At 67.4% G+C, this 16210-nt stretch carries 13 protein-coding genes; 5 read left to right on the top strand and 8 right to left on the bottom strand.

The features are described from left to right. Together K9U41_RS16575 and K9U41_RS16570 are read right to left on the bottom strand one after the other, a co-directional pair. Positions 1-2639 (bottom strand): hypothetical protein (locus K9U41_RS16575; protein WP_282641977.1); only part of this gene is annotated, 2639 nt, incomplete at its 3' end. Between the two features lie 60 nt (positions 2640-2699). Continuing rightward, a complete protein-coding gene (locus tag K9U41_RS16570; protein WP_282641976.1) occupies positions 2700-4889 on the bottom strand; it encodes a CHASE2 domain-containing protein in 2190 nt (729 codons plus the stop codon). Positions 4890-5023: 134 nt separating this feature from the next. Here K9U41_RS16570 and K9U41_RS16565 point away from each other — a divergent pair, with 134 nt between their 5' ends. Continuing rightward, positions 5024-6037, top strand: a complete 1014-nt coding sequence (locus tag K9U41_RS16565; protein ID WP_432715815.1) for a KpsF/GutQ family sugar-phosphate isomerase — start codon at positions 5024-5026, stop codon at positions 6035-6037. 14 nt (positions 6038-6051) lie between these two features. Here K9U41_RS16565 and K9U41_RS16560 read toward each other — a convergent pair whose 3' ends face one another. From K9U41_RS16560 to K9U41_RS16535, 6 genes are all read right to left on the bottom strand, one after another. Beyond that, positions 6052-6849 (bottom strand): N-acetylmuramoyl-L-alanine amidase, encoded by a 798-nt coding sequence (locus tag K9U41_RS16560; protein WP_282641974.1) that lies wholly within the window; start codon positions 6847-6849, stop codon positions 6052-6054. Beyond that, positions 6846-7553 carry a molecular chaperone DjiA gene (locus K9U41_RS16555; RefSeq protein WP_282641973.1) on the bottom strand — a complete coding sequence of 236 codons (708 nt, stop codon included), beginning with the start codon at positions 7551-7553 and terminating at the stop codon, positions 6846-6848. Before K9U41_RS16555 ends, K9U41_RS16560 begins: the two co-directional genes overlap by 4 nt. Positions 7554-7613: 60 nt before the next feature. Continuing rightward, on the bottom strand, positions 7614-8513 hold the full coding sequence (locus tag K9U41_RS16550; protein ID WP_282641972.1) for a GNAT family N-acetyltransferase: 900 nt from the start codon (positions 8511-8513) through the stop codon (positions 7614-7616). Between the two features lie 234 nt (positions 8514-8747). Continuing rightward, positions 8748-9497 (bottom strand): pyrimidine 5'-nucleotidase, encoded by a 750-nt coding sequence (locus K9U41_RS16545; protein WP_282641970.1) that lies wholly within the window; start codon positions 9495-9497, stop codon positions 8748-8750. A 60-nt stretch (positions 9498-9557) separates the two neighbouring features. Further along, positions 9558-9977 (bottom strand): lysozyme inhibitor LprI family protein, encoded by a 420-nt coding sequence (locus K9U41_RS16540; RefSeq protein ID WP_282641968.1) that lies wholly within the window; start codon positions 9975-9977, stop codon positions 9558-9560. Positions 9978-10020: 43 nt separating this feature from the next. Further along, positions 10021-10869: an MOSC domain-containing protein gene (locus K9U41_RS16535; protein ID WP_282641966.1), complete on the bottom strand. Its 849-nt coding sequence runs from the start codon at positions 10867-10869 to the stop codon at positions 10021-10023. A gap of 318 nt (positions 10870-11187) precedes the next feature. Between K9U41_RS16535 and clpB the strand changes: the two genes are divergently transcribed. The 4 genes from clpB (at position 11188) to K9U41_RS16515 (ending at position 15725) form a co-directional block, all read left to right on the top strand. Then, entirely contained in the window at positions 11188-13833 is a 2646-nt protein-coding gene (gene clpB / locus K9U41_RS16530; RefSeq protein WP_282641965.1) for an ATP-dependent chaperone ClpB, read from the top strand. Positions 13834-13901: 68 nt separating this feature from the next. Further along, positions 13902-14675 (top strand): dCTP deaminase domain-containing protein, encoded by a 774-nt coding sequence (locus K9U41_RS16525; protein ID WP_282641963.1) that lies wholly within the window; start codon positions 13902-13904, stop codon positions 14673-14675. After that, on the top strand, positions 14672-15028 hold the full coding sequence (locus tag K9U41_RS16520; protein WP_282641961.1) for a hypothetical protein: 357 nt from the start codon (positions 14672-14674) through the stop codon (positions 15026-15028). Before K9U41_RS16525 ends, K9U41_RS16520 begins: the two co-directional genes overlap by 4 nt. After that, positions 15009-15725, top strand: a complete 717-nt coding sequence (locus tag K9U41_RS16515) for a hypothetical protein (RefSeq protein ID WP_282641960.1) — start codon at positions 15009-15011, stop codon at positions 15723-15725. The genes K9U41_RS16520 and K9U41_RS16515 overlap by 20 nt, the downstream gene beginning before the upstream one ends. Positions 15726-16210: the final 485 nt, after the last annotated feature.

Genomic DNA, 16210 nt, shown 5'->3' with positions numbered 1-16210 from the left:
CAGCGCTCCACCTGTCCGTGGGCGAGGACGATCACCTGCGCAAACAGGTCGAGCGGCTCCCCCGCGTCCAGCACCACGAGGGTGGTGCGTCCCGTCCGCCCCGCGAGCACGGAGCCGATGAGATGGCTCTGCTCGGCCGGGGACAGGGGCACCAGCGCATCGTCGATGACGAGGATGGCCGGGTCGGCGAGGAGGCAGCGCGCCAGCGTGAGCTTGCCGCGCTCGGCCGCCGACAGGGGCAGGCCGCCTTCCCCCACCGCCACGTCGAGGCTGAGGCGCTCCACCTGGCCGATGAGGGCATCGAGCGCGAGGCATTCGCGGACGATCTCGTCCACCATCGCGGCCGCGCCGGCGCGGTCGGCGGCAATGCGGCCGAACAGCAGGTTGTCGCGCACCGTCAGCGCCCGGCAATAGGAATCGGGCTGGTAGCGGGCGAGGGGAATGCCCGACACCTCCTTCAGGTGCGCGAGCTGGGCGCGTCCGGCCAGCGCCCGGTCCTGCCAGTCGTCGTCGACGAGGCCGAAGCGGTGGCGCGGCTCGCAATACCGGCCGGCGATGCGCAGCAGCAACCCCCGCTCGTCCGCAGAGGGGTCGTCGTCGATGCGGGTGGCGAGCGCCTGCGCCGCGCCCATCTCTTCGGTCCGCAGCAGGCCCTTGGTGTCGATGCCGGCCAGGTCCTCGGGTCCACCGGCCAGTTCGGACAGGATGCGCAGGGCGGAGCGGCCCAGCGCGGTCAGGTCGTCGGCAAGCCCGGCTTTCTCCAGCAGCTTCAGCAGGCCCGGATCGGCCAGGAGGGAGGCGGCGCCCCGGGTGTCGTTCACCGGGGTCGCGAACAGGATGTTTTCGGCCAGCGTCATCCAGCGGTTGAAGGCGGCGAAGCGGAACGGCTCGATGAGCACCCGCCCGGTCCGGTCCTGCCGCTGGGCGATGGCATCGGTGACCGCCGCCCGCAGGGAGACGATCCGCTCCGCCAGCGCCGGGGCCTGGTCCGGATCGAGCCGGCGCTCCAGGCCGAGCCGCACCACCAGATCCCCGAGCCCCGCCCCGGCGAGGGCGGCAAGCGCCTTGCGGTCCAAGGCCGCGGGATCCATGGCTTTGTCCGCAAGGCCGAGGGCGTCGAGGTCCACGGCCTCGTTGAGGGTGCGGCCCGGCCGGCGCTCCAGCGCGAACAGGAGGTTGGTCCGCAGCGTGCCGGTGATGACGATGGGATCGCCGCCCGCATAGGCCACGTGCCGCCCGACCACAGCCTCCGGGACGCTGGCAAGATCATGCCCGCCCATGCGCACGGTGCCGCTGTAGAGCGAGATGGCGCGGCCGCACACCCGCGCGACCGCGTGCTTGCCGCCGGCATCGGGTCCCTTCAGCGCCACGGCGGTGCCGGCGGCGACCTCGAGGCTCACCCCTTCCAGCAGCAGGCTGCCGGCCGGGTCCACCACGCCGAGGTCCGCAACCTTGATGCTGCCGTCGAACGCGGGTTCCGGGCCGGGCGGCAGGTCCTGCGAGCCCTTGGGCCAGACCTCGTGGGTTTCAAGGTAATAGCGGGCGAAATCGTAGCGCACCTGGGCGATCAGGCGCTTCTCGTCCCAGTCGATCAGCTCCTTCAGGGGCTCGGGGATCTGGCCGTAGGCCGCCACCACCGCCACCAGCTGGCCGATATTGATGGCGCCCGACAGGGCCAGCCAGCCGCCCACGGAGTAGAAGACCAGGGTGGGCACGTCCGACATCAGCAGGTTGAGGACGCGGTCGGTGAAATTCTGCCGCTTGAGGTCGAGGCTGGCCTCGGAGACGACGCCGAGGCGGTCGTCCACCGCGCCGCGCTCGAACGGGCTGGTGGCGAAGCCGTGGACGAGGGGCAGCCGATCGATGCCCGCCATCACCCGCTTGCCGAGGGCCACCGCCTCGCGCTGGTAGACCTGCAGCTTCTTCGCATTGTCCGCCCGCTGGATGCCCAGCAGCACATAGTTGAGCGCCAGGATGCCGATGGCGAAGCCGCCGAGCACGGCGTTCTGGGTGAAGATGAGCAGCGTCGCCGAGCCGATCAGGCCGGCGGACTTCAAGGGCTGGGCGAAGGCCATGCCGGCGAAGGGGGAGATGGGCCCCACCTCGAACCGCATCATGTTGCCCACTTCCAGCGCCTTGCTTTTCATGGGCGCTTCGGGCCGCAGCCGCTGGATCACGTCGAACAGCTGGCGCCTGAGGCCGACGATGATGCGCTCGCCGAGCCGCGCCTTCGCCATCTCGATGAGGCGGGTGATGTGCTGCTGGATCAGCTGGAGCGCGAACAGCACCGCCGCGAGCCCGGCGAGCAGCCCGAAGGCGCTCACCTCGAAGCCCGGAGAGCGGAACAGCACGAAGCCGCCCAGCGCGTTGGGCAGGCCGATGTCGAGTTCAAGCAGGCGCGGAACCGTGCCGCCGATGGCATCCGTCACGCCGTTGACGATGAGGCGCGGCAGCTCCAGCGAGGCATAGTTGAAGGGCAGCAGCAGCAGGACGAGGGCGAACAGCTTGATGTGGCTCGCCGGCGCCACCCGCCACAGGTAACCGAGCACGTCGCGGGGCAGTGCGCCTTCGGATGCCGCGCCGTGCCGTGCCGGGTGTTGCGTTTCGCTTTTGGGAGGGGTGGAAGGCACGCCGCTCATGAAGACGTTTTGCTGACGCCGCGGCCGGTTTGCAAGTGCGAAGCGTGGCCCCGGCCGGCTCTATCCGGGGCTTGGCGCAGGGGCTGGGACAATGGAGGCATCACGGCACCTCTCGGCATACAGGGCGTAGAAGCGGGAGAGCCGCTCGGGGCCATCGCTCGCGAGCGCCTCGGCGGCGGCGTGCGCCAGCGCAAAATGGCCCGCGCCATAGGCGGACATGAGTGCTGCGTGCCGCCGCGCCAGCGTGTCGAAGGCGCCGGAGCCGGCGAAGGCGGCATCCCCCGCCAGCAGATAGAGCTGGCTCGCCCGCGACTTGCCCTTCAGCATCAGAAGATCGGCCTCAAGGAAGGGCAGGTCGGCCACCGCCCCGCGCGTGGCCTCGGAGACGAGGATGTCCACGCGCATGGATTTGGTCGCCCCCTCGATGCGCGAGGCGAGGTTCACATCGTCGCCGAGGCAGGAATATTCGAGCCGCTGGTCCGAGCCCAGATTGCCCACGCAGCACGGCCCGGTGGCGAGCCCGATGCCGCAGCGCACCGGCGAGAACGGGCGGCCTTCCGCCTCCGCCTGCCGGCGCCACTCCACGTTCAGGGCATCGAGCCGCGCCGACATGGCCAGCGCGCACAGGGCCGCGTTGCGGGCGTGGGCCGGATCGTCCATGGGCGCGTTCCAGAACGCCATGATGGCGTCGCCGATATATTTGTCGATGGTGCCGCCATGGGCCAGCACCACCTCGGTCATGGGGGTGAGATAGGCATTCATGAAGCGGGTGAGCGCCTGCGCGTCCATGGTCTCCGACAGGGAGGTGAAGTCGCGCAGGTCGCAGAACAGGATGGTGATGTCCCGCGTCTCGCCGCCGAGCACCAGGCGCTCGGGATTTTCCGCCAGCTTCTCCACCACCTGCGGCGAGACGAAGCGGCCGAACACCGAGCGCACCCACTTCTTCTGTTGCTGCTCCTCGCGATAGAGCGCCAGCACCCCCATGAGATAGACGCCGAGCACCGCCCAGCCCGGCCCCATGGGATCGAGCAGCAGGTCGAGCCGGGTGAAGGCGAACCACGCCCCGGCCGCCAGCGCGACGACCACCAGCGCCCCGGCCATGCCCGCCACCGCCGGGGAGACGCGGGGCAGCACCAGCGCCAGCAGCAGGCCAAGGGCGGCGGTCAGCACCATTTCCGCCCCGCGCGCCCAGTCCGGCCGCACCAGATTGGCGCCGCTCACCATGTGCTCGATGAGCTGGGCCTGGATCTCCACGCCCGCCACCGCCGCGTCGATGGGGGTCGCCCTTGTGTCCATGAGGCCGGCGGCGCTGGTGCCCACCAGCACGATGCGCCCTTCCAGTTCCTCTCGTGGAACCGTGCCGTCGAGCACGGCGGCGGCGGAGAGGAAGCGGCGCGGGTCGGTGGGGGAGAAGCGCACCCGCACCTCCCCCTGGGCATCGGTGGGCACGTCGAGGGCGCCGATCTTCACCGTGGTGATGCCGGACTTGGTGCCGAAGCCCTCATCGCCGCTGGCGTTGGAGGCGCGCACCACATAGGTGGTCGCGCCCTGCGCCACCCGCAGCGCCTCGGCGGCGAGGCCGGGCATCAGCCTGCCGTCGAGGGCGAGCAGCAGCGGCACGCGGCGCACCACCTGGTCGCGGTCGGGCAGCCAGTTCAGCGCGCCGATGCCCTTGGCCGCCGCCGCAAGGCCGGGCAGGGGCGCCACCGCTCCGGCAAAGCGCGGCACGAAGGCAAGGGGATCATCACCGGCGGCGGCCATGCCCCATTTCACGGGATAGCTCGCGCCGGTGGGCGCACCGGTGAGCACCGCCCCCAGCACCGACGGGCTTTCGCCGAGGGCGCGGGCGAGGATCTGGTCGTTGCTCTCGCGCCCGGCCAGCGCGGTCTGGACCGGCGCGCGCACGTCCTCGGGCAACAGGCCCACCACGGCGGCGGGATCGAGCCGGTCCGGCTCGGAGAACACCATGTCGAAGGCGATGGCCCCGGCGCCCGATGCGGCCAGCTTCTCTACCAGCCGGGCCACGGTGGCGCGGGGCCATGGCCACTGGCCGATGCGGGCGAGGGAGGCTTCGTCCACGTCCACCACGCGCACCGGCAGGTCGGGATCGTAGGCGCGGGGGGCGGCGCGCTGGTAGAGGTCGAACAGCCCATTGCGCGCGTCCGCCAGCGGGCCGGGATCGGCGCCCATGACCAGGAGGCCGGCGGCGAGGGGGCCGCCCACGGCGAGCCAATAGAGGCGGGACCACATGCGGCCGGCGCGCTTTCGCTGGATCGAATGGTTGGATCGAACGGCGCCAGCCTAGAGCAAATCCGCGCCGATCGGAATCGGGGGGCGGGCCGTCTCTCCCCTTTGGCGGCGATCGGTGCTATCCAGTCGCGATGATGCGTTCTCCGGCAAATAAAGTCCCGGCCGACGACGGGTCGCATGTGCATCCGGCCTCGGTTGTTTCTGCGCTCGCAACCCTCGATGCGGAAAAGGCGGGCCTCGCGGCCCTGGCCGAAGCCATGGCCGGCCCGCTGGGCGCGGCCTTCGACGTGGCCGTGGCCACCATCCAGAATTCCCACGGCCGGGTCATCGTCACCGGCATGGGCAAGAGCGGGCACGTGGCGCGCAAGATCGCCGCGACGCTCGCCTCCACCGGCACGCCGGCCCATTATGTCCACCCGGCCGAGGCCAGCCACGGCGACCTCGGCATGATCACCACCGACGACGTGATCGTGGCCCTGTCCTGGTCCGGTGAGACGGTGGAATTGCACGATATCGTGGACTATTCGCGCCGTTTCGACGTGCCGCTCATCGCTTTTACCTCCAATACCGAGAGCGCGCTCGCTTCCAGCGCCAGCGTGGTGCTGAGCCTGCCGCTGGCGCAGGAGGCCTGCCCCCACGGGCTCGCCCCCACCACCTCCACCCTCATGCAGCTGGCGCTGGGCGACGCGCTGGCGGTGGCATTGCTGCAGAGCCGCGGCTTTACCGCCCTCGATTTCCGCCAGTTCCATCCCGGCGGCAAGCTGGGCGCGAGCCTGAAGTTCGTGCGCGACGTGATGCGCCAGGGCGATGCGGTGCCGGTGGTGGCGGCCGGAACCCTCATGGGCGCCGCGCTGGTGGAGATGAGTGCCAAGGGCCTCGGCTGCGTGGGCGTGGTGGGGCCGGACGGCGCGCTGACGGGCATCGTCACCGACGGCGACCTGCGCCGCCACATGGCCAACGACCTGCCGGCCCGCGCGGTGGAGGAGATCATGACCCCCGCGCCCAAGACGGTGCGGCCGGACCAGCTTGCCTCCGAAGCCCTCAACATCCTCAACAGCCGCAAGATCACCGCGCTGCTGGTGGTGGATGGCAAGGCCCCCGTGGGCGTGCTGCACATCCACGACCTGCTGCTGACCGGCATCGCCTGACGCTCAGGCGCGGATCAGGCCACTTGCGGTGCATCCCCCGGCCGCGTCGCGATCAGGTCGCGCAGGGTGAGGATGGTGGCGGCGTCCGCCACCCCGTCCACCTTGGCGGGGCGGAAATGGCGCTGGAAGGCGGCCACCACGTCCGCGGTTTCGGTATCGTAGGCGTCGGTCAGCTCGATGCCGTAGCCGTAGAGCGCGAGCATGGCCTTCAGCGCCGCCACCGGCTCCCCCGCATCTCCCAGCATGAAGAAGCGGCCGCCCTCGGCCCGCGAGGGCGGCACCAGATGGCCGATGCCGGCGGCGTGCAAGGCGCCCCACGGGAAGTTCTCCCCCGGATCGCGCTTGCGGGCGGGGGCCACGTCCGAATGGGCCAGCACCCGGTCGGCGCGGATGGCGTGGCGGGCGAGGATGTCGGCGCAAAGGGCGATCACCGCCGCGATCTGCACGGCGGGAAAGTCCGGCAGGCCGAAATCATGCCCGCCATTGACGATCTCGATGCCGATGGAGCGGGAATTGGTGTCGCTGACGCCCTCCCAGGAGGAGCGGCCCGCGTGCCAGGCCCGCGCCGCCTCCGCCACCATCTGCACCACGCGGCCGTCCTCGCGCACCACATAGTGGCAGGACACCTCGGAGGTGGGGGTGCGCAGCAGCTCGATGGCGGCATCCGCGCTCGCCATGCCGGTATAGTGCAGCAGCAGCATGTCCACCTTCGCCCGGCGCGGCCCGAAATTGGGCGAGGGAACCAGGCTGTCCACGCACCGGCTGTCGGGGGCGGAAAGAAGCGGCGGCGTGCCGGTCTCGGGCGTGGTCATGCCAGCCTCCGCTGCCGGGTGATGAGGGAATAGGCCGCATTGAGCGCAGCCACCCGGTCGTTGGCGAGCTTGATGGCGGCGGGCGGCAGGCCGCGCCCGGCGATCTTGTCGGGGTGGTGGCTCGCCACCAGCGCCCGCCAGCGCGCCTTCACCTCCTCGTCGGAGGCGTCGGGGTCGAGGTCGAGCACGGCATAGGGATCGCCCGGCCGGCGCACGTGGCGGGCCTCGATGCGGGCATAGGCGGCACCGGTGAAGCCGAGGATGCGGGCGACCTCCTCCAGGAACACCAGTTCCTTCTCGTGCAGGGCATGGTCGGCCTTGGCCACGTGGAACAAGGCGTCGAGCAGGTCCTCGCGGGTGTCCGGATCGTCGGCGAACAGCTGCGCCACCTGCCGGGCGTAGGCCTCGAAGCCGGCGGTGTCCTGCTTGGCGAGGTTGAACAGGCGGGCCACCGCGTCGAGGTCCTCGGGCGGGATGTCGAACACCTCGCGGAAGGCCTCCACCTCCGCCGGCACCACCACCCCGTCGGCCTTGGCCATCTTGGCCGACAGGGCGATGAGCGCCACCGAGAAGGCGGCCGGCTTTGCCGCGGGCGCGAGCAGCAGCCGGTCGAGGGCGTGCCCCGCCAGCGCCCCGAGCAAGGCGCCGAGCGGCCCGCCCAGCGCAAATCCCACACCCGCTCCCCCGATCAGACCGTAAGCCACGCGTCCCTCCGCCGTTGCTGCGTTGCAGCTAACGGGGTGTCGCGGCACTCTCAAGGCGGATCAGCCCAATTCGAAGGTGGTGATGCCGAAAATCCGCCCGAGCGGCAGCTCCGGGGCCGGCCCGCGATACATGCGCGCGGTCTCGAACACCGGGGCGAGCCCCGCCCCTGCGGCGAGGGCGCGGGCGGCGGCATTCGGCTCGGGCACGTCGAGGAACACCGGCCCGCCCTGCGCGGTGGCCACCAGCGTGCCGAAGAGCGCCGCGGCCGCCGCCGCGTCGTCGGCGAACAGGGGGCCGATCTTGTGGCCCTCGCGGCAGCGGCGGATGACGCCGTAGCCCTTCACCGCGCCCTCCGCGACGAAGGCGCAGGCGCGGCCGAAGGGCGGGGCGAGCCAGGCATTCAGGAAATCGGGGCGGGCAAAGCCGAAGCAGGCCGCGTCCAGCGCCGCCACGCCGTCGAGATGGGCAGGGGCGATATCCACCACGCGGGGATCGCTCGCGCCGGCCGGCGCCGTCCCGCCATAGCGGATGTTGCGATGGGCGAGGACGAAGCCGGAGCGGGCATAATTATCCTGCTGCGCCAGCACGCCGTCGAGGCCGACCGTGCCCGTCGATACAAGCCCGCGCGGCGTCTGAGCGATACCCTCTCGGTACCGGTCGAAGACCGGGGCCGTGGGTATAAGGCCCGCGAAGGTGTCCTGCCACAGGGCAAAGCCCAGCCCCTGTCCCCGCAGGTCCGGCCGGCAGATGTAGAAGCCGACGAAGGCGAAGCCGCCCGCATAGGCCGTGGCCGAGATGACCGCCGCCAGCGCGCCGTCGCGGAACAGGCCGCGGAAGGCGGTCTTGTCTTGGGCGAGGAAGGCGCTCGCATCGGCAAGGCCGGGGTTCCAGCCCTCCCGCGCCGCCCAGTCCACGGCGGTTTCCACCTCGGCGGGATCGAGGATGCGGATGGTGGTCATGGCGTCCCCCTCTGCCGTCAAGGTGCCGTGTCCCGGCCGACTGAAACGCAGCGTAGCGCACAGTGGAAGGAGAGCCGGGACCCAGCGTGATAAGTGCCGAAGGCGCCTTGTGGGGCGGGCGCTCGGCTTGGCCTGCTGCGCAGCCGTTTTGCGCTGGACCCCGGCTCGGCGCTCCAGCTGCACTGTCGCTGGTCCGGGGAGCGGGGCGGTCCTCCGGTCGCGGGCCGGTTGGCCTCACGCCTGCTCGCTCTCCGGAGGCGGGGCCTCCCGCACCACGGTTTCGAGGAAGCCGGCGAGGTCCTCGGTGACGTGGTTCACATAGGCGTCCTCGCGGCCCTCGAACTCCCAGGTCTCGCGGGCGGCGATGGTCTCGCCCGGCGGCACCACCAGGACGGTGACCATGCCGAGCCGGTGCGGTACTTCGAGATTGCGGGCGAGGTCCTCGAACATGGCCGAGCGGGCCGGGTCCACGCCGTGCGCCCTCAGGAAGCGCAGATAGGCTTCCTCGGTGGGCTTGGGGTGGAACTCGGCGGCCACGATGTCGTGCACGGCGGCGAAATGCGCGTCCATGCCCAGCTTTTCCAGCACGTTGCGGGCGTGGCGTTCCGAGCCGTTGGTGTAGACGATCTTCGCCCCCGGCAGCGCCTCGATGGCGGCGGCGAGGCGCGGGGACGCATCGAGCCCCGACAGGTCCACGTCGTGCACGTGGGCGAGGAAGGCGTCCGGCTCCACCCCGTGCTCGATCATCAGGCCGCGCAGGGAGGTACCGTAGCGGCGGTAATAGTCCTTCTGGATGCGGAAGGCGTCGTCGGGCGGGATGCCCAGCAGATCCGAGATATAGCCCTTCATGCGGGCATCGATCTGGAACCACAGGTCGTGGTGGGCGGGGTAGAGGGTGTTGTCGAGGTCGAACACCCAGGTGTCCACCGCGTCGAAGGACGTGGCGGACGCGCCGGGAAAGGGAGGTGGGGCAGCAAGGGGCATGGAACGCGACACGCTTTCATGGGCGGGCCGCCGGACCCGCTCGGGTCGCCGCAGCATGCCTCAGAAGGGACCGCGGGAATAGATCTCGCCCAGGGCTGCTTCCAGCTGCCCGATCCGGTTCCTGTAGGCGGTGGCGAGGCAACCGGTATCGCCGCCGCAGGTGGAGCGCTGCGCCAGCCAGGCCCGCTGCGCGTCCTGGATCATGCCGCGCTGGCCCATGGCGACGAGCCGGGTGACGACGCCGTAGAGGGTGGACATCTTCACGTCGAGCTGGGCGAGGTCGCAGCTGTCGCAGACCGCCTTCTCGTCCGCCGCGCGGGCGCCGGCGCAGTCGAAGCTCGCCGCCCCGGCCGGGGCAAGCGCGAGGAAGGTCGCGGCCAGCACCGCAGGGGCGAGGACGAGCGCGGACGACAGGCGGGCGGGCAGGAATGGGATGGGCGAAAACGAGATGGGCGAAAGCGAAGTTGGCGAAGGCGACATGGCGTTTTCCTCTCCCGGAACGGGTCTTTGAAGCGAGGGCCGGTCAGGCGAGGGCCACGGTGTCGCCCACCGCCACCCGCCCGGAGCGCACCACCTTGGCATAGATGCCGCAATCGGTGTGGCCGTAGGCCGCCATCAGTCCCTTCACCACATTGAGGTCGCGCGCGGCGGTCTGCGGGTTCACGTTCACGGCGGCACAGCGCTCGGTGCGCTTGAGCACGGCGATCTCGGCCGCGCCCACCGTCAGGCGCTGCCCCTCCAGCGCCAGCTCGGTGCCGGCGGGCCAGCCCTCCAGATGCAGGTTCATGCGGAAGCGCCGGGGGTCGAGCGCCGCGCCCATGCGGGCTTCCAGGTCGCGCACGCTGTCGAGGTTGAGCAGGGACAGGAAGCCCGAGCGCCGGGAATCCATGAAGCGGAAGCCCTCCGGCGCGGTGAGCAGCCTGAGGGGGCCGCGCGCCTCTTCGCCCATGTAGAAGGTGAGGAAGGCTTCCACCTCGGCCCGTCCGTCCGCCGTGGAAAGATCGGCGCTGACCGCCTCGTGGCCGTCGAGGGAGAGCGTGAGCGTTGCCGTGGCCGGCTCGTAGCGGGAGGCGAGGCCGGCGAGGCGGGCGTTGCGCATCAGCATGAGGTAGGCGGTCTTGGGCCGATGGGCCGGCGCGTCGGCATCGAAGCCGCTGGGACCGTTCTCCACCGCATAGAGCCGGTCGCCGGGGAAGAAGGCGCCGGCCTCCAGCGTCACCGCCTCCACGGCTTCCGGCGACAGGCCTTTCACCGGATGGCGGTAGAGCGCCCTGAGCGTCGCGGTGGGCAGGGCAGGTGAAGGGGCGGAGGCCGTGGAGGCTGGCGCGGCAGGAACGGGGGGCACAGGCGCAGTGGACACAGGCGCGGGCATGGCGATCTCTCCGGTTCAGGGCCGCCCCTCCCATGCCGGGCATCGACGGTCAAGGCCACGGGATTTCGCCTGGATCAATGCGGCGGGTGGGGACCGGTCCATGCTGTCCGGCGCGAGGAAAGGGGGGCGGGCCGTGTGTGCGCAGGTTCTGCGCGAAATCAGCGTCCACCCCCTTCCGTTGCCGCGGGGCCACACCCACATGATCCCCGGAGCGGGTGTGTTCCACTTGCAGGACGGTCGCCGGGGATGCCGGGGCCGTGTCCCACCGTGCCCCCTATGCTTCCTGAGAAGGTACCGGGCGCGAGAAGGAGGAGAGACATGAATTTTGAGATCTATACCGAGCGCGCGCGCGGCTTCGTCCAGTCGGCCCAGTCGCTGGCCACTCGGGAGGGCAACCAGCAGTTCACGCCCGAGCACCTGCTCAAGGTGCTGATGGATGATCCGGAGGGCCTGTGCTCGGGCCTCATCCAGCGCGCGGGCGGCAATCCCGTGCTGGTGCGGGCCGAGGTGGAAGCGGCGCTGAAGAAGCTGCCGAAAGTGGAGGGCGGCTCCGGCCAGGTCTATCTCAGCCAGCAGCTGGCCAAGGTGTTCGAGACGGCGGAGCAGGCGGCCAAGAAGGCAGGCGACGGCTATGTCACCGTCGAGCGCATGTTGCTGGCCCTGACCATCGAGAAGGACACCGAGGCGGGCCGCATCCTGGTGAAGGCCGGCCTCACGCCGCAGGCCCTGAACGCGGCCATCGAGGCCCTGCGCAAGGGCCGCACCGCCGACAGCGCCACCGCCGAGAATGCCTATGACGCCCTGAAGAAATACGCCCGCGACCTCACCCAGGCCGTGCGGGACGGCAAGCTCGACCCGGTCATCGGCCGCGACGAGGAGATCCGCCGCACCATCCAGGTGCTGGCGCGCCGCACCAAGAACAATCCCGTGCTCATCGGCGAGCCCGGCGTCGGCAAGACCGCCATCGTGGAGGGCCTGGCCCGCCGCATCGTGGACGGCGACGTGCCCGAGAGCCTGAAGGGCAAGAGCCTGCTGGCCCTCGACATGGGCTCCCTCATCGCCGGCGCGAAATATCGCGGCGAGTTCGAGGAGCGCCTGAAGAGCGTGCTCTCCGAGGTGGAGGGCGCGGAAGGCGGCATCATCCTGTTCATCGACGAGATGCACACCCTGGTCGGCGCCGGCAAGACCGACGGCGCCATGGATGCGTCCAACCTGCTGAAGCCGGCCCTGGCCCGCGGCGAACTGCACTGCGTCGGCGCCACCACCCTCGACGAGTATCGCAAGCACGTGGAGAAGGACGCGGCGCTGGCCCGTCGTTTCCAGCCGGTCTTCGTCGCCGAGCCCACGGTGGAGGATACCGTCTCCATCCTGCGCGGACTGAAGGAGAAGTACGAGCTGCACCACGGCGTGCGCATCACCGACAGCGCGCTGGTGTCGGCGGCGGTCCTTTCCAACCGCTACATCACCGACCGCTTCCTGCCCGACAAGGCCATCGACCTCATGGACGAGGCGGCCTCCCGCCTGCGCATGCAGGTGGACAGCAAGCCCGAGGAGCTGGACAGCCTCGACCGCGAGATCATGCGGCGCAAGATCGAGCAGGAGGCCCTCAAGAAGGAGACCGACACCGCCTCCAAGGACCGCCTGAAGCGGTCGGAGAAGGAGTTGGCCGACCTTGAGGAGAAGGCGTCCGTCCTCACCTCCAAGTGGAAGGCGGAGAAGGAGAAGCTGGGCGTCGCGACCACGCTGAAGTCGAAGCTCGACCAGGCGCGGGCGGATCTGGCCACCGCGCAGCGCCAGGGCGAATACCAGAAGGCCGGCGAGCTGACCTATTCGGTCATCCCGGAGCTGGAGAAGAAGCTCGCCGAGGTCGAGAAGGCGGGCGCGGCCGGGCAGATGGTGGAAGAGGCGGTGACGCCCGACCACATCGCCGGCGTCGTCTCCCGCTGGACCGGCGTGCCGGTGGACAAGATGCTGGCGGGCGAGCGCGAGAAGCTGCTGCGCATGGAGCTGGAACTGGCCAAGCGCGTGGTGGGCCAGTCGGAGGCGGTGGCCGCCGTCTCCACCGCCGTGCGCCGGGCCCGCGCCGGGCTCCAGGACCCGAACCGGCCCATCGGCTCGTTCCTGTTCCTCGGCCCCACCGGCGTCGGCAAGACCGAGCTGACCAAGGCGCTGGCCGAATACCTGTTCGACGACGAGACCGCCATGGTCCGCATCGACATGTCGGAATACATGGAGAAGCATTCCGTGAGCCGGCTCATCGGCGCGCCTCCCGGCTATGTGGGCTATGACGAGGGCGGGGCGCTCACCGAGGCGGTGCGCCGCCGGCCCTACCAGGTGGTGCTGTTCGACGAGGTGGAGAAGGCCCATCCGGACGTCTTCAACGTCCTGCTGCAGGTGCTCGACGACGGGCGGCTGACGGACGGGCAGGGGCGCACGGTGGACTTCCGCAACGTGCTCATCGTCATGACCTCCAACCTCGGCGCCGAGTTCCTGGCGGACCCCCGCCAGCCCATCGGCTTCAAGGTGCCGGGCCATGAGGGCGACCAGGTGGTGTCCGACGAGGAAGCCTACGAGATGGTGATGGGTGCGGTGCGGCGTCACTTCCGCCCCGAGTTCATCAACCGCATCGACGAGATCGTCATGTTCCACCGCCTGAAGCGGGAGCAGATGGACCACATCGTGGACATCCAGATGGGCCGGCTGCGCAAGCTGCTGGAGGATCGCAAGATCACCATCGAGCTGTCGCCCGAGGCGCGGGCCTTCCTCGCCGAGAAGGGCTACGACCCGGCCTATGGCGCGCGTCCCCTGAAGCGCACCATCCAGAAGCTGGTGCAGGACCCGCTGGCCGAGAAGATCCTCGCCGGCGACATCCTGGACGGGGCGACCGTGAAGGTGGGCCTGGAAGACGGCCACCTCACCTTCGCCAGCGAGGCCGCCAAGGTGGACCACGATCAGGCCGCCTGAGGCGGGCGGCTCTCAGGTGTAAAGGAAGGCCCCCGGCGGTTGCGCCCGCCGGGGGCGGGGAGGGTGAGATGACGCTGAGCGATAACGAGATTAACGCAGAAATAAACGCGGGACGTTTGATATTAAATGCCGACAGAAAACTAATTGAGGGTGCCTGTTACCAACTTCGAATGGGTGGAGTATATTATGACTTAACCGAGAGCGGTAAGAGATTTGAGTTGAATTCTAACCAATCAGTTTTGATCAAACCCGGTCATCGGACGGTTCTTATAACAGCTGAAGAATTTGATGTCCCAGAGGATATTTTGGTAAGAGTTGTGAGCAAAGGATCATTGTTCAGTATTGGTCTAAGTCCGGTGGCGACGTATGCTGACCCTGGATTTTCTGGAAATCTGGGAATTGTTACTGAGAATACGAGTGACAAGTATATTGTTATTCCGCAAGGGGAGCCCATTGCAAAAGCTGACTTTACTCGTCTATCCTCTGCCGCGACAAAATTATATAAAGGCCAGCATGGTTTTCAGGCTGGAATCTGGCCAATCAAGACGCATCTTCAGAAGGAGCACGGCGATGTCGTCGGAGACCCCAGAGTGGGCTCAGAGAAAGACGAAGCGTTTGCGTTGCTACCCGCGGCGACCCGGACGGTAATTCGCCGTATCGAACAGACCCATTTATTGACGATTGGTGGTCTTTTTGTAGCGATTCTGATTAACTCATCGGTTCTGTTTTTGATTGATAATAAGTTTATGGATAATGTCTATGGTGTCATAGGCAACATAGTTTCGACCGTGATTATCGGGGTGGCAGTCCTGTTTGGAAACTTCTTTAGAAGGAATACATGATGGAGTTGTCAGCTATGGTTCGGAGGCAGATAGAGGCCGATGTTCGGCGGGGCTTCCCGGTCGAATTCCAGACGGAAGTTGAGCGGCACGATCAGCTTATGCGCGACCTTGTTGGCCTAATGGGGGAAGTCGGAGAATTCGCCAACCTGCTAAAAAAGGTTGGCCTCGGGCTTACTACCGCTGGATATGTCGGCCCCAGCTTCCACAATGCGACTCCACAGCTCCGCGAGGAACTCGCGGATGTTGCAATTTATATCTTCAGGTTGTCAACAGTTGTTGGTGGAAATATAGAGGAAGATATTCTGGAAAAGATGAAATATAATGACGAGCGCTATGAATATCTTGAGCGATAGACTTACATTTTTTGTCGGTGTCAACACGGGTTTTGTCACCGGTGGCTTGCCCGATGAGCGTTATATCGAATTTTATCGAGCGCGCAGCTCCGCTAGGCTTAGCTGCGCTATTGTCGGTAATGTTGTAGTGCCCGGGGGGCATGGAAGTAATGATTATTCGACAGTTATAGATGGTAATCCAATTTGGGGTAAGGTGGCTGCCGCAATCCGGATGAAAGGTTCTCTGCCCGGTATCCAGCTCGCTACTACTTGGCCGGGATACATTGGGTCGAGAAAATTTTTATCATCCCATCCTCACGAAATTATAGACCAAGCTAGGCTTCTGGTTCAGAGCCTTTGTGAGGCTGATGTCGAACGGATCATCGACGCGTTTACTGCTGGCGCGGCCCTCGCAGTCGAACATGGGTTTGGTCACGTTCAGGTCCATGCAGCACATGGGTATTTGCCGAGCCTTTTGATGGACGATCGAATCAGTCTGCAGGCGAAACAGGCTCGCCACGGTTTCAGGGCTTTCGCTGAATGGCTACGCTCACGAGAAATTCAGTCATCAATTCGGTTTTCTCTTAAGACGGGAGACAATACATTTGATGCGTCTGGCTCTGAATTGTTCCAGGATACGGTCATCGCTCGGCCGTTTGATTTTATTGATTTGTCGTCAGGATTTTACAACATTGATAAAAGGCTGATATATTTATAGCATCAGGTCGGATTTTGAACAATATTAACGAGTTTCCACCAAACGTCCATGCTGGAATTTGCCGCGATCTCATCGCCAATCCCGATTTTCTATCCAATCCAAGTGACGGGTGTAAAAATAATGGTAAATGTCATTACTATTCTCGCGGGGATTCATATCTTGTATGTCAAAGGTGGAAAGAGAAAAATTGACATAACTGTCAGTCTACTATGTTGATGATAACAATGATTATATGATAGAACTTTCGAAGTATGACGTTCTTGCTCTCTATCTCACTCCACCCTTCCCTCAACGAGGACTCCAGAACGCTACCGCGCGGCGCTGGTTCCGGGCTCCGGCGGCCGGGCGGGGCGTTGGGCTGGCTCTTTTGTGTGGGGCGGTGATGCGCGCATGCGCGCCGGGGCTCATAATCGCCGTGCCATGGGGTAGGCCGGATGTCGTTCCGCTCGGCCCCGCCCCAACCCCTGTCTCTTATAGACATCTGA

Source organism: Xanthobacter autotrophicus (assembly GCF_029991245.1).
Taxonomy (GTDB): Bacteria; Pseudomonadota; Alphaproteobacteria; order Rhizobiales; family Xanthobacteraceae; genus Xanthobacter; species Xanthobacter autotrophicus_C.
This window is presented reverse-complemented; position numbering and strand designations above follow the sequence as displayed.